The 21,143-nt window shown below is 69.1% G+C and carries 24 protein-coding genes; 12 read left to right on the top strand and 12 right to left on the bottom strand.

Translation table 11 applies throughout. The features are described from left to right. Positions 1-51: 51 nt before the first annotated feature. Positions 52-1,425 carry a dihydrolipoyl dehydrogenase gene (gene lpdA, locus AC069H_RS31435; RefSeq protein WP_340687465.1) on the bottom strand — a complete coding sequence of 458 codons (1,374 nt, stop codon included), beginning with the start codon at positions 1,423-1,425 and terminating at the stop codon, positions 52-54. A 214-nt stretch (positions 1,426-1,639) separates the two neighbouring features. Between lpdA and AC069H_RS31430 the strand changes: the two genes are divergently transcribed. Next, positions 1,640-1,984 (top strand): hypothetical protein, encoded by a 345-nt coding sequence (locus AC069H_RS31430; RefSeq protein WP_020630431.1) that lies wholly within the window; start codon positions 1,640-1,642, stop codon positions 1,982-1,984. Between the two features lie 17 nt (positions 1,985-2,001). Here AC069H_RS31430 and AC069H_RS31425 read toward each other — a convergent pair whose 3' ends face one another. Both AC069H_RS31425 and AC069H_RS31420 read right to left on the bottom strand, forming a co-directional pair. Next, positions 2,002-2,985 (bottom strand): SMI1/KNR4 family protein, encoded by a 984-nt coding sequence (locus AC069H_RS31425; protein WP_478234720.1) that lies wholly within the window; start codon positions 2,983-2,985, stop codon positions 2,002-2,004. A gap of 104 nt (positions 2,986-3,089) precedes the next feature. Continuing rightward, positions 3,090-4,592, bottom strand: a complete 1,503-nt coding sequence (locus AC069H_RS31420; RefSeq protein ID WP_478234719.1) for a leucyl aminopeptidase — start codon at positions 4,590-4,592, stop codon at positions 3,090-3,092. A gap of 111 nt (positions 4,593-4,703) precedes the next feature. Here AC069H_RS31420 and AC069H_RS31415 point away from each other — a divergent pair, with 111 nt between their 5' ends. Together AC069H_RS31415 and AC069H_RS31410 are read left to right on the top strand one after the other, a co-directional pair. Continuing rightward, the gene (locus tag AC069H_RS31415) at positions 4,704-5,579 is read left to right on the top strand and encodes a hypothetical protein (RefSeq protein ID WP_478227265.1); all 876 of its coding nucleotides are present in this window, start codon (positions 4,704-4,706) and stop codon (positions 5,577-5,579) included. After that, positions 5,572-6,198 carry a DUF402 domain-containing protein gene (locus AC069H_RS31410; protein ID WP_478234718.1) on the top strand — a complete coding sequence of 209 codons (627 nt, stop codon included), beginning with the start codon at positions 5,572-5,574 and terminating at the stop codon, positions 6,196-6,198. Before AC069H_RS31415 ends, AC069H_RS31410 begins: the two co-directional genes overlap by 8 nt. Here the strand turns inward: AC069H_RS31410 and AC069H_RS31405 are convergent. Further along, entirely contained in the window at positions 6,195-6,506 is a 312-nt protein-coding gene (locus AC069H_RS31405; protein ID WP_478227263.1) for a hypothetical protein, read from the bottom strand. The genes AC069H_RS31410 and AC069H_RS31405 overlap by 4 nt on opposite strands. Positions 6,507-6,622: 116 nt before the next feature. Here AC069H_RS31405 and AC069H_RS31400 point away from each other — a divergent pair, with 116 nt between their 5' ends. Then, positions 6,623-7,726: a branched-chain amino acid aminotransferase gene (locus tag AC069H_RS31400; RefSeq protein WP_378443085.1), complete on the top strand. Its 1,104-nt coding sequence runs from the start codon at positions 6,623-6,625 to the stop codon at positions 7,724-7,726. Between the two features lie 175 nt (positions 7,727-7,901). On the opposite strand, the gene cobT is transcribed toward AC069H_RS31400, so the two are convergent. Continuing rightward, entirely contained in the window at positions 7,902-8,978 is a 1,077-nt protein-coding gene (gene cobT / locus AC069H_RS31395; RefSeq protein ID WP_478234717.1) for a nicotinate-nucleotide--dimethylbenzimidazole phosphoribosyltransferase, read from the bottom strand. 93 nt (positions 8,979-9,071) lie between these two features. On the opposite strand from cobT, the gene AC069H_RS31390 reads away from it, so the two are divergent. Next, positions 9,072-9,740 (top strand): IspD/TarI family cytidylyltransferase, encoded by a 669-nt coding sequence (locus tag AC069H_RS31390; protein WP_478227292.1) that lies wholly within the window; start codon positions 9,072-9,074, stop codon positions 9,738-9,740. On the opposite strand, the gene AC069H_RS31385 is transcribed toward AC069H_RS31390, so the two are convergent. After that, on the bottom strand, positions 9,737-10,141 hold the full coding sequence (locus AC069H_RS31385) for a hypothetical protein (RefSeq protein WP_478227262.1): 405 nt from the start codon (positions 10,139-10,141) through the stop codon (positions 9,737-9,739). The two genes, AC069H_RS31390 and AC069H_RS31385, sit on opposite strands and share 4 nt — an antisense overlap. Positions 10,142-10,311: 170 nt before the next feature. On the opposite strand from AC069H_RS31385, the gene AC069H_RS31380 reads away from it, so the two are divergent. From AC069H_RS31380 to AC069H_RS31370, 3 genes are read left to right on the top strand one after another with little or no spacing between them, the layout of a single operon-like run. Then, a complete protein-coding gene (locus tag AC069H_RS31380) occupies positions 10,312-11,061 on the top strand; it encodes a GntR family transcriptional regulator (RefSeq protein WP_478234716.1) in 750 nt (249 codons plus the stop codon). After that, positions 11,058-11,909: a phosphoribosylaminoimidazolesuccinocarboxamide synthase gene (locus AC069H_RS31375; RefSeq protein ID WP_340687485.1), complete on the top strand. Its 852-nt coding sequence runs from the start codon at positions 11,058-11,060 to the stop codon at positions 11,907-11,909. Before AC069H_RS31380 ends, AC069H_RS31375 begins: the two co-directional genes overlap by 4 nt. Further along, positions 11,902-12,129: a hypothetical protein gene (locus tag AC069H_RS31370; RefSeq protein ID WP_219150104.1), complete on the top strand. Its 228-nt coding sequence runs from the start codon at positions 11,902-11,904 to the stop codon at positions 12,127-12,129. Before AC069H_RS31375 ends, AC069H_RS31370 begins: the two co-directional genes overlap by 8 nt. A gap of 78 nt (positions 12,130-12,207) precedes the next feature. Here AC069H_RS31370 and AC069H_RS31365 read toward each other — a convergent pair whose 3' ends face one another. Both AC069H_RS31365 and AC069H_RS31360 read right to left on the bottom strand, forming a co-directional pair. Further along, complete coding sequence (locus AC069H_RS31365; RefSeq protein ID WP_478234715.1) at positions 12,208-13,197, bottom strand: aldo/keto reductase family protein; 990 nt, start codon at positions 13,195-13,197, stop codon at positions 12,208-12,210. A 55-nt stretch (positions 13,198-13,252) separates the two neighbouring features. After that, entirely contained in the window at positions 13,253-13,909 is a 657-nt protein-coding gene (locus AC069H_RS31360) for a DUF3043 domain-containing protein (RefSeq protein ID WP_126733787.1), read from the bottom strand. Between the two features lie 143 nt (positions 13,910-14,052). On the opposite strand from AC069H_RS31360, the gene AC069H_RS31355 reads away from it, so the two are divergent. Beyond that, the gene (locus AC069H_RS31355; protein ID WP_016336060.1) at positions 14,053-14,430 is read left to right on the top strand and encodes a HesB/IscA family protein; all 378 of its coding nucleotides are present in this window, start codon (positions 14,053-14,055) and stop codon (positions 14,428-14,430) included. Positions 14,431-14,502: 72 nt separating this feature from the next. On the opposite strand, the gene AC069H_RS31350 is transcribed toward AC069H_RS31355, so the two are convergent. Beyond that, positions 14,503-14,691, bottom strand: coding sequence for a hypothetical protein (locus AC069H_RS31350; protein WP_101609500.1), 189 nt, complete (start codon positions 14,689-14,691; stop codon positions 14,503-14,505). Positions 14,692-14,832: 141 nt separating this feature from the next. Here AC069H_RS31350 and AC069H_RS31345 point away from each other — a divergent pair, with 141 nt between their 5' ends. Next, on the top strand, positions 14,833-15,822 hold the full coding sequence (locus AC069H_RS31345; RefSeq protein ID WP_478234714.1) for a carbohydrate kinase family protein: 990 nt from the start codon (positions 14,833-14,835) through the stop codon (positions 15,820-15,822). 58 nt (positions 15,823-15,880) lie between these two features. Here the strand turns inward: AC069H_RS31345 and AC069H_RS31340 are convergent, their stop codons facing one another. Both AC069H_RS31340 and asnB read right to left on the bottom strand, forming a co-directional pair. Further along, positions 15,881-16,534: an alpha/beta fold hydrolase gene (locus tag AC069H_RS31340; RefSeq protein ID WP_478227259.1), complete on the bottom strand. Its 654-nt coding sequence runs from the start codon at positions 16,532-16,534 to the stop codon at positions 15,881-15,883. Between the two features lie 54 nt (positions 16,535-16,588). Continuing rightward, positions 16,589-18,523: an asparagine synthase (glutamine-hydrolyzing) gene (gene asnB / locus AC069H_RS31335; protein WP_340687490.1), complete on the bottom strand. Its 1,935-nt coding sequence runs from the start codon at positions 18,521-18,523 to the stop codon at positions 16,589-16,591. Between the two features lie 193 nt (positions 18,524-18,716). On the opposite strand from asnB, the gene ctaC reads away from it, so the two are divergent. Both ctaC and AC069H_RS31325 read left to right on the top strand, forming a co-directional pair. Beyond that, positions 18,717-19,655: an aa3-type cytochrome oxidase subunit II gene (gene ctaC / locus AC069H_RS31330; RefSeq protein WP_478227257.1), complete on the top strand. Its 939-nt coding sequence runs from the start codon at positions 18,717-18,719 to the stop codon at positions 19,653-19,655. Positions 19,656-19,695: 40 nt separating this feature from the next. After that, positions 19,696-20,115, top strand: a complete 420-nt coding sequence (locus AC069H_RS31325; RefSeq protein WP_034321396.1) for a cytochrome c oxidase subunit 4 — start codon at positions 19,696-19,698, stop codon at positions 20,113-20,115. Positions 20,116-20,181: 66 nt separating this feature from the next. Here the strand turns inward: AC069H_RS31325 and AC069H_RS31320 are convergent, their stop codons facing one another. Beyond that, positions 20,182-21,069 (bottom strand): DMT family transporter, encoded by an 888-nt coding sequence (locus tag AC069H_RS31320; protein WP_478234713.1) that lies wholly within the window; start codon positions 21,067-21,069, stop codon positions 20,182-20,184. Positions 21,070-21,143 lie beyond the last annotated feature (74 nt).

Here is a 21,143-nt window from a genome sequence, read left to right as displayed (position 1 = left end):
GCTGACTCCCTTGATATGTCTTGCTTGGTCTGGTTCTTCGACGGTGAGACGTCAGCTGTGGACGTGCAGCGGCTTGCCCGCGAGGGCGAGGAACGCTTCACCGAGGGCCTCGGTCTGGGTGGGGTGCGCGTGGATGAGGGGAGCCACGTCCTCGGGGAACGCCTCCCAGCTGTAGATCAGCTGCGCTTCGCCGATCAGCTCGCCGACGCGGTCGCCCACCATGTGCACGCCCACGACCGGTCCTTCCGGAGCCTTGATCAGCTTGACCCCACCGGAGGTCTTGAGGATCTGGCTCTTTCCGTTGCCACCGAGGTCGTAGGTGAAGGTGGTGACGCCGGAGCCGTACTTCTCCTTCGCCTGCGACTCGGTGAGGCCGACCGAAGCGACCTCGGGGTGCGAGTAGGTGACGCGCGGGATGCCGCTCTCGTCGATCACGCGCGGCTCCTGGCCGGCGATCTCCTCCGCGACGAAGATGCCCTGCTGGAACCCGCGGTGCGCGAGCTGCAGGCCGGGGACGATGTCACCGACGGCGTAGACGTTCGGCAGGTTGGTGCGCAGGCGGTCGTCGGTGAGGACGAAGCCGCGCTCCATCTTGACGCCCGCCTCCTCGTAGCCGTGCCCGGCCGAGTTCGGGCCACGGCCCACGGCGACCAGCAGCAGGTCGGCTTCGAGCGTCTCGCCGGACTCCAGCGACACGCTGACGCCGTTGTCGTCCTGCTTGGCGCCGGTGAACCGGACGCCGGTCTTGAAGGCGATCTTGCGGCGGCGGAAAGCGCGCTCGAGCTGCTTGGACGCGTACTCGTCCTCGTTCGGAACCAGGCGGGGCAGCGCCTCCACGATGGTGACGTCGACGCCGAAGGACGCCCAGACGGACGCGAATTCGACACCGATGACACCACCGCCGAGGACGATGGCCTTCTTCGGGATGTAGTCCAGCGAAAGCGCCTGCTCGCTCGCGATGATGCGGCCGCCCAGCTCCAGGCCGGGCAGCGTCTTCGAGTACGAGCCGGTGGCGAGGATGACGTTCTTGCCGGTGTAGCGGGTGCCTTCGACCTCGACGGTCGTGCCGCCGACGAACGTCCCGGTGCCCTCGACGAGGTTCACCTTGTGCGCCTTGGCCAGACCCTGGAGGCCCTTGTACAGGCGCGAGATGATCCCGTCCTTGTACTTGTTGACGCCGGCGATGTCGATGCCTTCCAGCACGGCCTTGACACCGAAGGTCTCGGCGTCGCGGGTCTCGTCGGCGACCTCCGCCGCGTGCAGGAGGGCCTTGGTCGGGATGCAGCCTCGGTGGAGGCACGTCCCGCCAAGCTTGTCCTTTTCGATCAGGGTGACGGAAAGGCCCAGCTCGGCCGCGCGGAACGCGGCGGCGTAGCCGCCCGATCCGCCACCCAGGATCACAAGGTCGGCGGAGGTGTCGGTCACTTCAGTAACTCCTCGGCAAGCGGTAGGGGTGGTGCTCTGGCGCCGCTTCGCGCGGTATACGCGCGCGCGGACACTCGCCATCTTGTCACTACGTGCGGAGAGGCTGCGACCTAGGCCGCGTCCTGTGACCCACGGGACACGACCCGCCAGGGTCGCCACGGTGAGCACACACCCGAGTCGGGATAATGGACACTGGACGCGACTGGGAAGTGAGGTGGTCGGAGTGGGTCTGTTCGACTCGCTGCGCCGGCGCTCTAAAGGCGGGCAAAAGCCCGGCACGCTGCGGAAAGCCTCTTCAAACGACTTCAAGCATCTAGAGGAGTGGGCCTCTTCACGGACCGGCGTCGAGGCCTATGTCGAGCCGAAGACCAACGTCACGGAGACCACCGTCGTCCTCATCGCCCACGATGGTGAGTGGACCCGGCGCCGGATCGAGAGCCTGGACGCGGCGCAGCAGTTCGGTCACAAACGGTCGATCCCGGTGTACGAGGTGGCGCGGGTCGGCTACCCGAAGAGGATGCGGGAGTACACCGAGCGGAAGAAGCGCGGCGAAGCCTGAGGCGGGCCCGGCGGAGTTCACGCGGATTGCGCCAGAAGGAGTAGGTGCCGCTCCAGCAGCGCCCGGAACGTCGGATGCACCGTCGTGCCCAGCGCCGGGTCGATTTCGACCGTCCGCCACTCTTCGCCGGCGGCCGTCAGCAGCACGACGGCCGGCTCCGCGATCACGACGACACCGCCTTCGGCGCGGAGTTCCGCGGTCCCGAGCAGCCGCGGGAAGACGACGTCGGCGGGCAGGCCGTCGCAGGTCTGGAGGAACTCGCGGTAGTCGCCGGGCAGCCGGAGGCCGAGCCGCGCCTCGGCGGCGCCGATGGCGCGAAGGGAAGCGGCAGGGGGAGCGGTGCCTCCGCCGCGCAGCCGCAGGATGCCCGCGATCATCTCGCGCCAGGAGCCGGTGTCCGGCGGGTAGCGTTCGTACAGCGCCGCGACCAGTGCCCCGGCGCAGACTTCCGGCCACTCGCCGAGCCCGAGCGGGTCGGCTCCCGCGACCAGACGTGGTGCGAGCCGTCGTGTCGCGGCCGCCATGGCGACGTCCGGGCGGCCCTGGCGCGACGCGATCTCCGCCCAGGCGTCCAGATCGCCTCGCGCGACGGCTTCGCGCAACCGGTCCGGGCGCGACGGCCCGAGACGCGTGACGGCCTCGCCGATCGGAGAGCCGCCGAACAGACCGTCGAAATCGGACGCCCGCCGGGCGAGGTGCTCGTCGTGCGCGCGTTCCTCGGCGTCGAGATCGAGCGGAGTCAGCGCCTCGGCCCACTCCGGCCGCGTCCCTTGTGCCTCGAAGAGCATCGCCCACGCGCGGGCCTGCAGCCCGCCGGGCACGAGTGCGGTGACGGGCCGTTCGGTGAGCGCGTGCCAATGCGTGATCAGCCTGTCGGCCTCCGCCATCGTCCCGGACGCGGCGAACAGCAGGGCCGCGTGCGCGATCCGATCGTCGAGCGCCGCGTCGTCACCGCTCAGCACGTCCCTGATCGCGCCTTCGAGGTACGCGTCCCTGTCCACGGAAACGACCTTGCCACACCACCGGACCACGGTGGCCGTGAAGCGCGTGAAGGCCCCCTTCCCTCGGCTCAGCCGAGGGAAGGGGGCCTTCACGCGCGAAAGGGTCAGCCGTTCGCGGCGATGTCCGCGAGGACCGCGGCGATGGTGCGGACCGGGACGCCGGTGCCGCCCTTGCCGGTGTAACCCCACGGCCCGGAGGTGTTGAACGACGGGCCCGCGATGTCGATATGCGCCCAGGGCAGGCCCTCGGTGACGAACTCGCGCAGGAAGATGCCCGCGGCGAGCATGCCGCCCCAGCGGTGCCCGGTGACGTTGGCCAGGTCGGCGAGGCGCGAGTCGAGGTCGGCGCGCAGCTCCTCCGGCAGCGGCATGGCCCAGCCGCCCTCGCCGGTGGCCTGCGCGATCGAGGCGACGCGGTCGCGGAACTCGTCCGAACCCATGACGCCCGCGGTCCGGTTGCCCAGCGCGACGACCTGCGCGCCGGTCAGGGTCGAGGTCTCGATCAGGTAGTCGGGGTTCTCCTCGCCCGCGCGCACGATGGCGTCGGCCAGCACGAGACGGCCTTCGGCGTCGGTGTTGAGCACCTCGACGGTCTTGCCGCCGTACATGCTGAGCACGTCGCCCGGCCGGTACGAGGTGGCCGAGGGCAGGTTCTCCGCCAGCGGGATGTGCGCGACGACCTCGAGCGGGTACTTCAGCTTCGCGGCCAGCACCACGGAAGCGAGCACGGCGGCCGCGCCCGACATGTCCGAGGTCATGTGGTCCATGTTCGCGGCGGGCTTGATCGAGATGCCGCCCGAGTCGAAGGTGATGCCCTTGCCGACCAGCGCGACCTTCTTCGAGGCCTTCGCGGGCTTGTAGGCGATGCGCAGCAGGCGCGGCTGCCGCGACGAACCGCCGCCGACGCCGAGGATGCCGCCGAAGCCCTTGCGCTTGAGGGCCTTCTCGTCGAGGACCTCGAAGTCGAGGTTGTGCGCCTCGGCCAGCGTCTTCGCGCGGTCGGCGAAGGAGGCCGGGAACAGGTCGTTCGGCGGGGTGTTGATCAGGTCGCGGGCGATGATGACCGATTCGGCGATCAGGCCGGCGGCCTTCAGCGTCGCCTTGTGGTCCTTGGCGGTGCCCTCTTCGGGGCTCACGAAGTCGACCTTGGCGACCGGGGCGTCACCCTTCTCGGAGCGGTACTCGGTGAAGGAGTACGCGCCGAGCACGGTGCCCTCGACGGCGGCCTGGAGGTCGATCGCCGACAGCGTGACGAACGCGCGGTCGGTCCCGCTCAGCGCCCGCGCGGCGGCCCCGGCGCCCCGGCGGACCTGCTCGGCGGTGACGCCGTCCGTGCCCGCCTTGCCGAGGCCGACGGCCAGCACGACACCGGCGGTCAGCTTGCCCAGCGTCGGTACCTTGACGATCTCGTCGGCCTTGCCGGACGCGCCGAGGGTGCCGAGGACGTCGGCGAGCTTGCCGTCGAAGGCGGCGTCGGCGACGGAGGAGCCGGCGGCGAGCGCCAGGCCGTCCTCGCCCTGCAGGGTTCCGATGACGACGACGTCGGCGCGCGTCTTGGCAAGCGCCGCTTCTGCGTTCTCGGTCAGGGCAAGCTTCGGCACGGTCACTTCTGGCTCCTCGCGCGTTCGCGGTGGTACCGGGCGGCCGCCCGGTTGGATCGTGAGCCATGCTAATGACAGCGGGACCTGGGGTAACAGCGGGGCCGATCGGGTCACTCGGTGTACAGGAAGGGAGACGGCGTGCGGCTGGCGGGCGGTCTGCTCATCGCACTGGCGGCGGGCACCTCCGGAGCGGATTACTGGGTGCTCGCCGCCGCCGTGGTCGCGGCCGTGCTCGCCGTCGCGGCGGAGGCGCTGCTGCCGCCGGTGGGCGACACCCGGCCCGATCGGATCGCGGGCTCCGTTTCGCGGCTGGGCCTGGTCCTGGTCTTCGCGACGACGTTCGGCCAGTACCTCTTCCCGTCCGCGCCGGGAGCCGCCGCCGCGGTGTTCGCCGCCGTGGTGACCGTCGCCGACCTGGCCGGGGTCCGCCTCGGCGACTACGCCGCCCGCTGGGTCACCGGCCTGCTGCTGGCCGCGGCCGTGTCCCTGATCGCGATCTGCGTAGGGATCCCGCCGCTGGCGCAGTTCATCGCGCCGGACCCGCCGTCCGTGCCCGGGCTCGGCCTCGCCGTGCTGGTGCTGCTGCCGTTCCTGCTGCCCCGCCGTCCCGGCGCGGGCCGCGCCGCCGCGGTGGGCGCCGTGGCCGTCGCGATCACCGCCGTCGCCCTCTACCAGCTGGGCCCGATCCGGCTGGGGCTTTCGGCGACGTCGTTCCGTGAGCTCCTCGCCGCGGCCGACGCGGTTTCGCTGCTGCCGGTGCTGACCGTCGTGGCCGCCGTGGCGACCGTCCCCGTCGCGGTGGACGCCTTCACCGACGGCCGCGAGCGGCTTTCCCCGGAACGTCCGAAGGCGACACTCGCTTGTGGACTGATCGTGGCCGTCGCCGCGGCCTTCGCTGGGCCGGTCGTGGCCCTCGGGCTCGCGGGAGTGGGAACGCTCGCCGAACTGGTTCTGCGGGTCCGCGCCCGTCGGTACCGTTCAAGGCGTGCGTGATCCTCACTGGACCCCGGGCGACACGGTCGTCGAACGCTTCCTGCGACCGGACGGCTCGATCGGCCAGCATCACCCGCTTCGCGTCATCTCCGACGACGGCACCGTGCTGCTCGGCTGGCTGCCCGCGGACACCCCGATCGTCGGCAGCAGGCTCGCCGACGGGCGCCTCTTCCGCGAGGCGCCGCTGGAGGAGCGGTTCCGGGTGCCGAGGGTGCGCGTGGCGGACCTCTGGCGCGACACCTCGACGCTGCGCCGCATCGCCGACGACGAATGGTCGTCGGTCTGGTGGTTCTTCGACGCCGGCGGCCGCTTCCTGAACTGGTACGTCAACCTCGAGGTCCCGCTGGGGCGCACGGCGTCGGGACCCGACCGCATCGACGGCATCCTCGACGTCGCCGTCGAGCCCGGCGGGCGATGGCAGTGGAAGGACGAGGACGAGGCCGAGGAGGCCGTCCTCGCCGGCCGCATCACCGCGGGGCAGCTCGAACGCCTGCGCGCCGAGGGCGAGCGGATCGGGGCACTCGCGGACGCCGGGCGGTTCCCCTTCGACGGGACGTGGACCGACTTCCGGCCCGACCCGGACTGGCCCGCGCCCGGCCTTCCCGACGGGTTGCTCTAGCTCACCTGCAGCAGCAGGAGCAGCACCAGCACCACGTTGATCACCGTCAGGATGACCACCGATTTGGTGGACAGCTCGCGCGGGAACACCTTGCCGTGGATGCTCTTCCACCAGAAGATGCCGAAACCGCCGGCGACCAGGCCGAGGAACGCACCGAAGCCGCTGTCGAGCAGGGCCCAGCCGTCCATCATCAGCACGCCGGTGCCGAAGGTGAGCAGCACGGCCGTCGCGAAGGTCTTGACGTCTGCCCCCGCGCCGGGGGCGGCGGGCTGGGCCGGTTGGGCGGGCTGCATCTGGTTGTACGTCACGCCGCCATCCTAGGGCGAAGGCCCTCCCGTGTTCGTCGTGACGGACAGATCGCGGGAGGTAAAGATATGCGGACGTCCGACTAACGTGGGTCCGACCAAGCGTTATCGTCTTAGCCATGACGACCTCGACGCAGTTCACCCACCTCCCGCACCCGAGCCCCGCGAGCCCGGAACGCGTCGCGGACGTATTGGCCGCACCCGGCTTCGGCCTGCACTTCACCGACCACATGGTGACCGTGAAATGGAGTGCCGAGCAGGGCTGGCACGACGCCACCGTCGGGCCGTACGCGCCACTCACGCTCGACCCGGCGACCTCCGTGCTGCACTACGGCCAGGCGATCTTCGAAGGCCTCAAAGCGTACCGCCAGCCGGACGGCACGATCGCGGCGTTCCGTCCCGACGCGAACGCGATCCGGTTCCGCAACTCGGCCGAGCGCCTCGCCATGCCGCAGCTGCCGGTGGAGACCTTCCTCGACTCGATCCGCGAGCTCATCGCGGTCGACGCCCGCTGGGTCCCGACGAAGCCGGGCGAGTCGCTGTACCTGCGGCCGTTCATGATCTCCACCGAAGCCGGGCTCGGCGTCAACCGGCCCGCGAACGAGTACCTCTACGCGCTGATCGGCTCGCCCGCCGGCTCGTACTTCGCCGGCGGCGTGAAGCCGGTGAGCGTGTGGCTCTCGACCGAGTACGTGCGCGCCGTCCCCGGCGGCACCGGCGAGGCGAAGTGCGCGGGCAACTACGCGGCGTCCTTCGTCGCGCAGGCGCAGGCCGTCGAGAAGGGCTGCGACCAGGTCGTGTGGCTCGACGCGGTCGAGCGGCGCTGGGTCGAGGAAATGGGCGGGATGAACCTGTTCTTCGTCTTCGGCTCCGGTGACGAGGCCCGCGTCGTGACCCCGGAACTGACCGGCTCGCTCCTGCCGGGCGTGACCCGCAAGTCGCTGCTGGAGCTGGCGAAGTCGTTCGGGCACCAGGTCGAGGAGCGGCGCGTCTCCACCGACGAGTGGGAGAAGGCGGCGGCCTCGGGCGAGCTGACCGAGGTGTTCGCCTGCGGGACCGCGGCGGTCATCACGCCGGTCGGGCACGTGAAGCACGCGGGCGGCGAGTTCTCCGTCGCGGGCGGGCAGCCCGGCGAGCTGACGATGAAGCTGCGCGGCGCGCTGACCGGGATCCAGGAGGGCACCCGGCCCGCCCCGGAAGGCTGGATGTACCCGCTGGGCTGAGGTTTCGGCGCCGGCAAGTCCGTGAAGGCCTCCTTCCCTACCTTGAGCGTAGGGAAGGAGGCCTTCACCACTTCGGTGGCCGGAGGTGCTCGGGATGCGATGAAAGGCTCCTTCCTTGCAAAATTTGCAAGGAAGGAGCCTTTCATCGCATCCCTGAGGCGGAGCGAACAGCGCGTCAGGAAGCGGGGGCCTCGATCAGCGGCCCGCTCACCCCGGCCTGCTCGTGCGTGGCCATCTCCGCGAGCACCCGCGTCGCCATGAACACCAGCGGCAGCGCCGCGACCGCGCCCGTCCCCTCGCCGAGGCGCACGTCCAGGTCCAGGATCGGGTCCAGGTCGAGGTGCTCCAGCGCCAGCGCGTGCGCGGGTTCGCCGCCACGCTGGCCCGCGGCCCACCACTGCCGCGCGCCGGGAACGAGTTCCTCGGCGACCAGCGCGGCCGCGGAGGCGACCAGGCCGTCCAGGATCACCGGCGTCTTCCGGAGCGAGGCCTGCGCGAGGAAACCCGCCATCGCGGCGATGTCCGCGCCCGCGGCGGTGCGCAGCAGCGCGACCGGGTCGGCCAGTACGGTCCGCGCGCGCCGCAGCGCGTCCCGGACCGCCGCGGCCTTGCGCATCCAGGCGTTGTCGTCGATCCCGGAACCGCGGCCGACGACGGCCACCGGTTCGCTGCCGGTCAGCGCCGCGACCAGCACCGAGGCCGGGGTGCTGTTCCCGATCCCGAGGTCGCCCGCGATGAGCAGGTCGGCCCCGCCGTCGACCTCGGCGTCGGCGATCGCCCGGCCCGCGCGGACGGCGGCACGCGCCTCCTCGTCGGTCAGCGCGTCCTCGACGTCGATCGAGCCGGAGCCGCGCCGCACCTTGAACTCGCCGATCGACCGCGTCGCGGGAGCGTCGCTGTCGACGGCCATGTCGACGACCCGGACGCTCGCGCCCGCCGAGGCCGCCAGGACGTTGATGGCCGCGCCGCCGGTCAGCATGCTGCCGACGAGTTGCGCGGTGACCTCACCCGGATAGGCCGAGACGCCCTTCGCGGCGATGCCGTGGTCCCCGGCGAACACCACGACCCGGGGCCGCGTGAACGGCCGTGGCGGCGACTGGCCCTGGCAGGCCGCGACCCACACGCCCAGTTCTTCGAGCCTGCCCAGCGAACCCGCCGGTTTGATCAGTTTCGAGTGCAGGGCGATCGCCGCCGAGCGCGCGTGTTCATCAGGCTGCTCGACTTCGGCGAACTCGAGGTTTTCGTCGTCCAACGCCCTGCCCCTTCGGATCGCTTCGGTGGCCGGGCCCAACCTACCCACCCGCCTGTGCCAGAGTTGCCTGTGGCTCAGACGAAGGCCGCCGGGGTGGTGCTCGCGAGCGGAGCGGGCACCCGGGTCGGCGCCAAACTCAACAAGGTCTACCTGCCGGTGGCGGGCAAACGGGTCGTCGCGTGGTCGCTCGGTGCCTTCGCCCGCGTGCCAGGGATCGACGTGCTCGTGCTGGTCATCCGGCCGCAGGACACCGAACTCGCGCACGAGGTGCTCGCCGCGCATCCGGGCGAGGTCGAACTCGTCCACGGCGGCGCGACGCGCCAGGGCTCGGAGCTGAACGCCTTGCGCCACTTGGCTTCCCGTATCGAGAGCGGAGAGATCGACGCCGTACTGCTGCACGACGCGGCCCGTCCGCTCGTCACCCCGGAACTGATCGCGGACGTCCTCGCCGGCACGCGGCGCCACGGGGGAGCGGTGCCCGGCGTCGCGGCCGACGACATCGTGCGCGTCGACGGCGACACCGTTTCCGGCGCGCTGCCCGGGGCGATCAGGGTGCAGACGCCACAAGGCTTCCGCGCCGCCCCGTTGCTCGAAGCCTACGAAACGGCCGAGCGAGAGGGTTTCGTCGGCACGGACACGTCTTCGTGCATGGAAAGGTTCTCCGCGCTGCCGGTGCGGTGGGTTCCGGGCAGCGCGGAGAACCTCAAGATCACCTACCCGCACGACCTCGTTGTCGCCGAGCAGGTGATCGGCCGAGGTTAGGGATCTCCCTGGTCGGCCTTGGCCGGTATGGCGGGCAGGATGGTGACCGGCCGGCGCGCTTCCATCGGGATCACGCAGTCCGGATGTGGTTGCAGCAGCTGGATCGGCGCGGCGGACTCGCCGGGAGCCGGGATGGTGAGCACGGCGCGCAGGGTCCAGTCGGCCGTGGAGTGGTACTGCCATGAGACGAGTGCCGGCCGGAAGACATCCGTGTCGGCGACCGTGGTGACGCGGAAGGCGCTCGCCCGTTCCTCACCGCGGAGGATGAGGACGTCGGCGCAGGTGTCCCACTGGAACACGGCGGCCCAGACCTCCGGTTCCTCCCGGGGGCCGAAGATGTAGACGACCCACCGGCGTCTTCGAAGCTCTTCGAGCAGTTCGTCGATGCTCAGGTGGTTCATCGAGCCCCCTAACGGGTTTCGGGAACTTCTCGGAGAGTAACAGGTGTGCTAGAGCACCGTCCAGAATGTGTACTAGTACGTAATAATGGGGTGTGAGCAGGATCCTTGGTGCTCGCCCATTGGTGTGCTAGAACGCTTGTGCGCACCGCGCGACCTTGTGAGGAGTCACCTTGCCCGCCGTCGATCGACCCGAACCGCCGTATCTCCAGATCGCGGGAAGCATTCGCGACGACATCGTTTCGGGCAGGCTCAAGGAAGGCGACACGGTCCCGTCCGCGCGGGAGATCGCCAGGAACTGGAACGTCGCGATGGCGACGGCGATGAAGGTGCTCTCGACGCTCCGCGCCGAAGGTCTGGTCCGCGCGGTACGCGGGGTCGGGACAGTGGTGCAGACCAAGGCACTGCACCGCTCCGCGCACGATCGGACGATCTCGATCGCGCGAACCGGCAAGGTCTATCCACCGGGCCACTACGCGAAAATCCGCGAAGCAGGCCTCCTGTCCGCACCGGACCGGGTGGCGGGCGCGCTCGGAATCGATGAAGGTACTCCGGTGATCCGTCGGCGACGGACCACGTATGCGGGCGAAGGCCGGCCGGTGTCGACGTCGGTCTCGTGGTTCGACGGCGCTGTCGCGTCGAAGGCCCCGTTGCTCTTCGAGCCGGTGCGGATCGTCGAAGGCACGGTCAAATACGTGGCGGACCGGACAGGCCGTGTTCTGGCGTCGACTCATTCTCAGCACGCCGCGGGGCTGGCGAGTGCCGAGGAGGCGGCGGAACTCGGAGTGGCCGAAGGTTCGGCGATTCTGTTGAGTCGCAACAGGTTTCTGTCCGCCGAGGGTGACGTACTCGAGTACGGCGAATCGGCGGCCTTGCCGGACCACTGGATTTTTTACGAATACAACATCGAGGACGGGGCATGAAGCACATTCACGCGGGTAAGGTCCGGGACCTTTACGAAATCGACGGCGACATTCTGCTCGTCGCCTCGGATCGCGTTTCGGTCTACGACGTCTCGCTGCCGACCCCGATTCCGGACAAGGGCGCGCTGCTGAACCAGCTTTCCGCCTGGTGGTTCGAAAAGATGGCCGACGTGGTGCCGAACCACGTCATCTCCACGACCGACGTCCCCGCCGAATTCGCCGGCCGCGCCATGCGGTGCAAGCCGCTGAAGATGATCCAGGTCGAGTGCATCGCGCGCGGCTACCTCACCGGTCTCGGAATGCGTGAATACCGGCGCGACGGCAAGGTTTCCGGCGTCGAACTGCCCGCCGGTCTCGTCGAGGCGGACAAGCTGCCCGAGCCGATCTTCACGCCCACCACGAAGATCTCCGACACCGGCCACGACGAGTTCATGACCTTCGCCGACGTCGTGAACGAGATCGGCCAGGAGACCGCGGACCGCATCCGTGACCTGACGCTCGAGGTCTATACCAAGGGTGCGGAGCACGCGGCGAAGAACGGCATCATCATCGCCGACACCAAGATCGAATTCGGTTTCGACGCCGACGGTGTGCTGACACTCGGGGACGAGGTGCTCACGTCGGACTCGTCGCGTTTCTGGCCCGCCGACGAGTACGAGCCGGGCCGCACGCAGCACGCGTTCGACAAGCAGTTCGTCCGCGACTGGTCCACGACCACCGGTTGGGACAAGACGCCGCCCGGCCCGGCCATCCCGGACGAGATCGTCGAGGCGACCCGCAAGCGCTACACCGAGGTCTACGAGCGGATCACCGGGAAGACCTGGGCTCCCGGTGGTGCTCATGCCTGAGCAGCAGGTCTACGACCCGTACCGGTTGATCGACGACGTCGAGGGCCTGCTGATCCAGCGGGGTCACCGGCCGGAGCGGCTCGACGGCCGGACCGGCGACCGGGTCGCCGGCGCGAGCAGGTTGCTGCGGGGCTTGGGCATCGATCCCTTGCGCGCTCCCGGTGACGCCCTCGACCTCGACGGTCAGGTCGCGTATCACTCGCGCGTGCACGGCGACTGACGCACGGCGACCGTCGCCGTTAGCCGGCTGAATGCGGGAAAAGCGTCCGCATTCAGCCGGCTAACCGCGTTGCGGGGATCAGGGGGAGCGGGTCAGCGTCGGGTCGGTCTCGGCGACGCCGTCGAGGGCCTCGTCGATCGCGGCGAGCAGATCCGCGTCCAGCTTCACGCCTGCCGCCTTCACGTTCTCGTGCACCTGCTCCGGTCGCGAAGCGCCGATGATCGCCGAGGCGACGTTCTGGTTCTGCAGCACCCACGCCACGGACAGCTGGGCCATCGTCAGTCCCGCCTTGTCCGCGATCGGCTGAAGCCGCTGGACGCGCTCGAGGACGTCGTCGTTGAGGAAGCGGGCGACCATGTTGGCGCCGCCCTTCTCGTCGGTCGCACGGGAGCCCTCGGGCAGCGGCTGACCGGGCTTGTACTTCCCGGTGAGCACGCCCTGCGCGATCGGCGACCAGACGATCTGGCTGAGCCCTTCGCGTTCGGAGGCCGGGATGACCTGCGCCTCGATGACCCGCCACAGGGCGTTGTACTGCGGCTGGTTCGAGATGAGGGGCACCTTCAGTTCGCGTGCGATCGCCGCGCCCTGGGTGATCTGCTCGGCGGTCCACTCGGAGACGCCGACGTAGAGCACCTTGCCTTGGCGCACGAGGTCGGCGAAGGCGAGGAACGTCTCTTCGAGCGGGACGGTCCGGTCGAACCGGTGCGCCTGGTAGAGGTCGACGTAGTCGGTGCCGAGCCGCTTCAGCGAAGCGTTCGCCGACTCCATGATGTGCTTGCGGCCGAGACCCTGGTCGTTCGGGCCCTTGGGGCCGGTCGGCCAGTAGACCTTGGTGAAGATCTCCAGGCTTTCGCGGCGCAGGCCCTTCAGGCCGCGGCCGAGTACCGATTCGGCGGCCGTGTTGGCGTAGACGTCAGCGGTGTCGAACGTGGTGATGCCGACGTCGAGCGCCGCCTTGATGCAGGCCTGGGCCTGGTCCTCTTCCACCTGGGACCCGTGGGTGAGCCAGTTGCCGTACGAGATCTCACTGACATTGAGGCCGCTGCGGCCCAGTCGTCGAAACTCCATGAGCGCGACTCTACCCCAGGCCGTTAGGCTGGCTAACGACCTGGGTTTCGCCTGCTCAGACCTTGTCGCCGGGCTTGACTCGCGGCTTCGGAACCCGCAGCTTGCGGATCTGGCTCGCGCGGATGAAGGAGTACCAGCCGACGGAGGTGCCCTTGATCGTCTCGTTCGGGAACTTCAGGCGGACCATCTTCGCGATCCGGCGCCCGCTGAGGAAACCCTCGACGATCATGCCGAGCAGCATCACGGTGCACAGGAGCGTCGCGTACCGCTGGACCTCGGGGTACGGCAGGATCAGCGCGACGAACACCAGGATCGCAAGCGGCATGAACAGGCCGAGCAGGTTGCGCCGCGAGTCGACCAGGTCACGGATGTACGCCTTGACCGGGCCGCGGTCACGGGGGAGCAGGTACTTGTCCTCGCCCGCCATCATCCGCTCACGGCGTTCCTTGGCGGCGTTGCGCTGCTTGAGCTTGTACTCCGGGTCGGCCTTCGCGGACTTCCGGAGCTCCTTGTTGCGCTTCATCGCCTCCCGCATGGTGGTCGGCGGGGGCGCCACCGGGCCGCGGCGCTTGGCCTCGGCCTCACGCCGCTTGGGTGTGGCCTTGCCCTTTCCGGGCGTGTACGACTTGGCCTGGACCTCGACGGCCTCGTCGCCGGGGGTCTCGGTGTCCGTCGTGGCGGAGTCTGTGGTGCTACGGCGCAGGAACCTCACCCCACCAGGGTAGTCGCGGGCGTCACGGTGCCACGCACCAGGCCGAGCGATATGTCACCATGGAGGGGAACAGATCGGGACTCCGACGTGTTGGACCATGTGCAAGACGAGTACCCGCAGCGAGTTCGACCAGAGGGAGAACCATGACGACCGCTGAGCAGGCAGCCGCAGCTCAGGCCGAAACCGCCGAGGAGACCCACGGCGTCACGTTGACCGACGCCGCCGCCAGCAAGGCGAAGGCCCTGCTCGAGCAGGAGGGCCGCGACGACATGCACCTGCGCATCGCCGTCCAGCCCGGTGGGTGCGCGGGCCTGCGCTACCAGCTGTTCTTCGACGAGCGCACGCTCGACGGTGACCTGTTCCGTGACTTCGACGGCCTTCGCGTCGCCGTCGACCGGATGAGCGCGCCGTACGTGTCGAGCGCCGTGATCGACTTCGTCGACTCGATCGAGAAGCAGGGCTTCACGATCGACAACCCCAACGCGACCGGCAGCTGCGCCTGCGGCGACAGCTTCCACTGATCCGCGTCGAGGCATGAAGAAGGGCCGCGAACCTCACCCAGGTCGCGGCCCTTCTTCATGCCCGGAACGGGATCAGACGTAGGCGTCCAGATCGGCGACCTGGGCGAGGCACCGCTCGTCCACGGTCCAGGGCGGAGCGATCTGCCGGGGCAGTGGCAGGTTCTCGGCCTGGAGGGAGGACGGGATGCCGGCACAGTCGGCGATGAGTTCGCCGATCGATTCCGGTTCGAGGTGATACGCGGAAGTGGTCACGAACGACAAGCTAATGACTCGTGTTCGAGTAGGACACCACTACCAACCGGTAGTGTCGATGGCCGTGCCCGAAGCAACCCGTATGGGGCATGACCTGCGGGTAACTTAGCCGTCCTCGCCTCGGCGGGGCCGACCGACCAAGGAGAACCGGTGGCAGACAACGCCAGGATCGCGGTATCCGGCAGTATCGCAACCGACCACCTCATGCACTTCCCAGGCAGGTTCGCCGAGCAGCTCATCGCCGAGCAGCTGCACCGGGTGTCCCTGAGCTTCCTGGCCGATGACCTCGTCGTCCGGCGGGGCGGGATCGGCGCGAACATCGCCTTCGGCCTCGGGGTGCTGGGCAAGCGTCCGATCCTGGTCGGCGCGGTGGGCTCCGACTTCGCCGACTACCGGTCCTGGCTCGAGCGGCACGGCGTCGACACCGCCGGAGTGCTGGTCTCCGAGGTCGCGCACACCGCCCGGTTCGTCTGCACCACCGACGAGGACCTCTGCCAGATCGCCACCTTCTACGCCGGCGCGATGGCGGAATCCCGCAACATCGAGCTGGAGCCGGTCGCCGCGCACGCCGGCGAGCTGTCGCTCGTGCTGATCAGCCCGGACGACCCCGAAGGCATGGTCCGGCACGCCGAGGAGTGCCGCCAGCGCGGCTACACCTTCGCCGTCGACCCCTCGCAGCAGCTGGCCAGGATGGACGGCGAGCAGGTGCGCACCTTCATCGAGGGCGCGAAGTACCTGTTCAGCAACGACTACGAATGGGAACTGCTGCTGCAGAAGACCGGCTGGTCCGAGACCGACGTCCTCGACCGGGTCGGCATGCGGATCACCACGCTCGGGGAGAAGGGCGTCGAGATCGTCGGCAAGGACGGCCTCGCGCTGCAGATCGGCGCCGTCCCGGAACGCGGCAAGGTCGACCCGACCGGCGTCGGCGACGGCTTCCGCGCCGGGTTCATCGCCGGTATCGACGGCGGGCTCGGCCTGGAGCGTTCGGCGCAGCTGGGCTCGCTGATCGCCGTGCTGGTGCTGGAGACCGTGGGCACGCAGGAATGGTCCTTCGACCGGGCCGACGTCCTGGGCCGCCTCAAGGAGGCCTTCGGACCGGAGTCCGCCGAGGAGATCGCGGCGATCCTGCCCGCTTGAGCTGAGACCTAGCGCGTGAAGGCCCCCTTCCCCCGGCTCAGCCGAGGGAAGGGGGCCTTCACGCGCGGCGGGTCAGGATGGCGGCGACCTCGGCCGGCCGGGACATGTGCGGGCAGTGCCCGGCGTCGATCTCGATCGCGGTGACGCCGAGCCGCTCCCGCGCGGCCCGGCGCATCCACTCCGGCCGGAGCGTGCGGTCGCGGGTGGGGACGATCACCGTCGACGGGATCTCCGGCGCGGCTCCTGCCGGATGCGATGCAAGCACCGCGGGGTTGAACAGCCGCAGACTGTCCACCGCCAACCGTTCGGTCTCGGGATCGCAGTCGTGGAAGAGGAATTCCGACGCTTTCGCGGGATCCGCCGTCGGGTCCACGCCGATCCAGTCGGGTTCGAGCACGGCCGGTGCCTCGTCGCGCGGGCTCCGGCCGCCGGCGAAGTCGGGGATGTAGGCGGCGACCCACACCATGGCCCGCGCGTCGAGCGCTTCGGCGATCGCGGGAAGCAGCACCCCGGATCCGGAATGGGCCACGACGACCGGCCGTCCGCCGTCGTACTGGTCCCGCGCGTGCTGCGCGTAGCCCTCGATCGGCAGGTCCACCGGGGTCAGCAGGTCCACGGCGATCGCGCGGTGCCCGGCGGCGGTGAGCAGCTTGGCCACGCGGTCCCAGCCCGCCGGGCTCTGCGTCGTGCCGTGCACGAGGACGAAGTCCATCCCTCCATGCTGGCCTTCACCAGGTGACCGGTGAAGGCCAGCACGGAGTCGTGACTAGAGCTTCACCGGGTAGACGGGTTCCGGCACCTCGGGCTTGATGCGGTTCTCGACGAAGATGCCGTGCCACAGCATGAACACCAGCAGCGCCCACAGCTGACGGCTGCGGTCGAGCTGCCCGGCCTTGTGCTCTTCGAGCAGCGCCAGGACGGCCTTCTTGTCGAGCAGCGCGTCGGTCCGCGAGTCCGAGATGATGCCCTTCGCCCAGTCGTACATCTCGTTGCGCAGCCACAGCCGGATCGGCACCGGGAAGCCCAGCTTGCGCCGGTTCAGCACGTGTCCCGGGATGATCTTCGCCAGCGCCTGGCGCAGCGCGTACTTCGTGGTGCCGTGCGCGAGCTTCTGGTCGAGCGGGATGGTCGAGGCGACCTTGAACACCTCGGCGTCGAGGAACGGCACGCGCAGTTCCAGCGAGTTCGCCATGGTCACCTTGTCGGCCTTGACCAGAATGTCGCCGCGCAGCCAGGTGTAGAGGTCGACGTGCTGCATCCGCGCGACCGGGTCCCAGTTCTCGGAGATCTTGTACCAAGGCGCGGTGACGTCCTTGAAGCCGATCCCGTCCTCGTACGTGCGCAGTACCTTGCGGAGCTGGTCGTCGCGGAAGTTGCGCGCGTTGCCGTAGTAGCGGTCTTCCAGCGGCAGCGCCCCGCGCCGCAGCAGGTCCTTGCCGCGGGTGCCTTCCGGGATCTTCGTGGAGACCTTGCCGATGATCTTCCGCATCCCGCCCGGGATCTTCTCGAACGGAGCCAGCGAAATCGGCTCGTTGTAGATCGTGTAGCCGCAGAAGAGCTCGTCGGCGCCTTCGCCGGACAGCACCGCCTTGACGTGCTTACGTGCTTCGCGGGCGATGAACCACAGCGGCACGAGCGCCGGGTCTGCCACCGGGTCGTCGAGGTACCAGACGATGAGCGGCAGCGCCTCCATCATCTCGTCCGCCGACACCGTGCGGACCACGTGCTTCACGCCGATCGCGGCGGCCGATTCGGCGGCGACGTCGACCTCGGAGTAGCCCTCGCGTTCGAAACCGGTGGTGAACGCGATCAGGTTCGGGTTGTGCTCCTTGGCCAGCGTCGCGGTCGCGGTGGAGTCGATGCCGCCGGACAGGAACGCGCCGACCGTGACGTCCGGGTCGGAGATCATGTGCTTGCCGACCGAGTCGCGCATCACATCGGCGATGCGCTCGTACAGCTCGTCGGCCTCGGCCTGGTTGTTGACCGGCTTCGCGTTGAACTGCGGGTGGAAGTAGCGGGTGAACTCGACCTCACCACCGGGAACCACCCGGAACGACGTGCCGGACTCGACGCGGCGGATCCCGGTGTGCATCGATTCGGGCTCCGGCACGTACTGCAGCACCAGGTAGTGCTGCAGGGCCGTCTTGTCCAGCTTGTCCTCGACCCCGAGCACGCCCGAGAGCTCCAGCAGGCTCTTCTTCTCGCTGGAGAAGGCGACCTTGCCGGGGCCGGCGGAGTAGAACAGCGGTTTGATGCCGAACGGGTCACGCGCGCCGAAGACGACCTTCTCCTGGGAGTCCCAGATCATGAAGGCGAACATCCCGCGCAGCTTCTTCACCGCGTCGTCGCCGAGGTAGTGATACGCCGCGACGATCGCCTCGCCGTCACCCTCTGTGGCGAATTTCGCACCGTGCTCGGCGGCCAGCTCGTCGCGCAGCTCTTTGTAGTTGTAGATCTCGCCGTTGAAGTTCAGCGTGTAGCGCTCGGGTGCCTCCGGCGGACCCCAGATCAGCGGCTGGTGGGCGTGGTCGACGTCGATGAAGGCCAGCCGGTTGAAGCCGTAGACGACCTCGGCGTCGGCCCAGGTGTCGTGCTCGTCGGGGCCCCGGTGCCGCTGGCAGCGCATGGCCGCGTCGACGGCGTCACGGGCGCTCGCCGCGTCGGCTTCGGTCGAACAGATCAGTCCAAGCAGGCCGCACACGTCTAGTTCACACACCTCTTGTTGGCCGAGCGGGGGAGAAGGGCCCAGTATGCCGGTGGGTGTGTACACCCGGATGTGGTGGGGGATACGCGTGTTGGGGTCACCCCTTAGTCAGCGCGGCGCCGCAACTCGGCTAGGCTCCGCCTGTCACGAAGATCGGTCGAGGAGGCTCTGGGTGAAAGGGCAAGGCGCAGTGGGAAATCCAGAGCGCATCCCAGTTAAGCGGGCTGGTCGCGTCGCAGCGCTCGCCGCGCTGGTGATGCTGACGGCGACGGGCTGTTCCGGGGACGAGATCCTCCGCTTCGGCTGGCCGGTCGGGGTGACCCCGCAGGCGCACGACATGCGCACCCTGTGGACGTGGACCGTCATCGCCGCGCTGGTCGTCGGTGTGATCGTCTGGGCGCTGATCTTCTGGACCGCGATCTTCCACCGCAAGAAGAAGACCGCCGACGGCGCGGAGGAGGAACTGCCCCGTCAGTTCCAGTACAACATCCCGCTGGAGATCTTCACGGTCGTCGTCCCGACGATCATGGTCTGCGTGCTGTTCTTCTTCACCGCGACCACCGAGAACCGCGTGCTCGCCGAAACGGAGAACCCGGACGTCACGGTCGACATCGTCGCGTTCCAGTGGAACTGGGAGTTCAAGTACAAGAGCGACTCCAAGAACCACGACGACCCCGAGATCACCACGGTCGGCAGCTCGACCGAGATCCCGCTGCTGGTCCTGCCGACGAACAAGACGATCCAGTACAACCTGCGGTCGGCCGACGTCATCCACTCGTTCTGGGTGCCGGAGTTCCACTTCAAGCGGGACGTCATGCCGGACCCGGAGAAGAACAACCAGGACTTCACCTTCCAGAACTCGATCGACAAGGAAGGTTCGTTCGTCGGCCGCTGCGCCGAACTGTGCGGCACCTACCACTCGGGGATGAACTTCGAGGTCAGGGCGCTCTCGCCGGACAAGTACGCGCAGTACATCCAGCTCCGCGGCACGGTGAACCCGAAGAGCGGCAAGCCGAACACGGCCTCCGAGGCGCTGACGGCGATGAACTGCGGCGAACTGTGCTCGCCCTACGCCGTCACCACCACCCCGTTCAACACCGACCGCACCGCGCGGGTCGCGTCCAACTGACCCGGCTGTTCGAGCCCGAAACAGGAGTGAGGCAACGTCCATGAAGGTCGAAGGACGGATTTTCTTCCTCGTCGCGGTCTTCTCCGTCGTCGTGGCGGGTATCTACGCGTACATGACCGGAACGATGACCCGGGACGGCGTCGAGCCGGTCGGTGTGGTGGCCCTGATCCTGACCGGTGGCCTGGCCTTCCTGGCCGGGAGCTACCTGCAGTTCGTGGCGCGGCGCATCGAGCCGCGCCCGGAGGACCGGGAAGACGCCGAGATCAGCGACGGCGCCGGTGAGCTGGGCTTCTTCAGCCCTGGCAGCTACTGGCCGGTCGGTCTCGCGGCGGCCGCCGCGCTGACCGGTGTCGCGCTCGCGTTCTTCCACATCTGGCTGCTGATCATCGCGCTGGGCCTGGTCATCGTCGCCATCGGCGGGCTGGTGTTCGAGTACCACACGGGCCCGAACCACGAGTGACGTCTTGACGCCGAAACGGCGCCCCGCTCCCCTGTGGAGCTGGGCGCCGTTTTCGCATTCAGAGGACTAAACGCGGGCAGGCCGGGGCTCGGGTTCAGGAGCCGGCGTGCGTTTCGGGGCCAGCGCCGCGGCCAGGACGGCCAGCATCCCGACGACCTCCGGCCACGTCGGCCGGTGCCCGTAGGCGAGGACGTCCACCACCACCGCGACCACCGGATAGACGTAGGACAGCAGCGCCACCGTCGTGGTCGGCAGTTTCCCGATGCTCGCGTACATCAGGACGTACATCAGCGCGGTGTGCACGGTCCCGAGCAGGACCAGCCACAGCAGGCCCGAGGTGTCCGTGGGCAGCGGCGTGACGAGCAGGGCGGGTGCGAGCACGATCGTGCCGGTCACCAGCTGGACGGCCGCCAGGACGTGCGGGCGAACGTGTTTGAGCTGCTTCGCGACGAAGGAAGCGCCGGCGTACAGCGCGGCCGCGCCGAGGGCGAGCGCGATCCCCTCCAGCCGCACGGGTTTCCCGTCGATGCCGTGCGCGGACAGCGAGATGAGCGTCACTCCGCCGAACGCGATCAGTGCCCGGACCAGCTGGCTCTTCGCCATTTTCTCGCCGAGGAACGCCGCCGCGAGACCGACCAGCATCAGCGGCTGGGTGTGGTACACGACGGTGCTGACCCCGATCGACGACAGCGTGTACGAGGCGAACAGCAGGACCCAGTTCCCGACCAGGAACAGCCCGCCGAGGATGGCGAGCAGCAGGTCGCGGCGGCTGAGTGTCCACGGGTGGAGCCAGCCTCGGGCGGCGCTCCACACCAGGAGCAGCAGGCCGCCGACAAGGCTCCTCGCGAACGCCACGGCGGGGGCGTCGGCGCCGCTTTCGAGAACGACGGCACCGATCGTGCCGGAGAGTGCCATCGCGGCGGTCCACTGCAACACGGGGTTGTTCTTGTTCATGGCGACCACTTTCGCCCTCGCGTCCGCGTTCAACCAGTGTCAGAGATGACATCGACCGCAAAACTTGTGACACA

The organism is Amycolatopsis sp. NPDC043887 (assembly GCF_056435665.1).
The sequence above is the reverse complement of the archived record's forward strand: the minus strand, read 5'-3'. Positions and strand labels throughout refer to the sequence as shown.

Bases quoted from the DNA above. Each gene is read 5' to 3' on its own strand.
- AC069H_RS31375 (WP_340687485.1), top strand. From the start codon at position 11,058: ATGAAGCACATTCACGCGGGTAAGGTCCGGGACCTTTACGAAATCGAC.
- AC069H_RS31370 (WP_219150104.1), top strand. From the start codon at position 11,902: ATGCCTGAGCAGCAGGTCTACGACCCGTACCGGTTGATCGACGACGTC.
- AC069H_RS31355 (WP_016336060.1), top strand. From the start codon at position 14,053: ATGACGACCGCTGAGCAGGCAGCCGCAGCTCAGGCCGAAACCGCCGAG.
- AC069H_RS31385 (WP_478227262.1), bottom strand. From the start codon at position 10,141: ATGAACCACCTGAGCATCGACGAACTGCTCGAAGAGCTTCGAAGACGC.
- AC069H_RS31325 (WP_034321396.1), top strand. From the start codon at position 19,696: ATGAAGGTCGAAGGACGGATTTTCTTCCTCGTCGCGGTCTTCTCCGTC.
- AC069H_RS31365 (WP_478234715.1), bottom strand. From the start codon at position 13,197: ATGGAGTTTCGACGACTGGGCCGCAGCGGCCTCAATGTCAGTGAGATC.
- AC069H_RS31340 (WP_478227259.1), bottom strand. From the start codon at position 16,534: ATGGACTTCGTCCTCGTGCACGGCACGACGCAGAGCCCGGCGGGCTGG.
- AC069H_RS31320 (WP_478234713.1), bottom strand. From the start codon at position 21,069: ATGAACAAGAACAACCCCGTGTTGCAGTGGACCGCCGCGATGGCACTC.
- AC069H_RS31400 (WP_378443085.1), top strand. From the start codon at position 6,623: ATGACGACCTCGACGCAGTTCACCCACCTCCCGCACCCGAGCCCCGCG.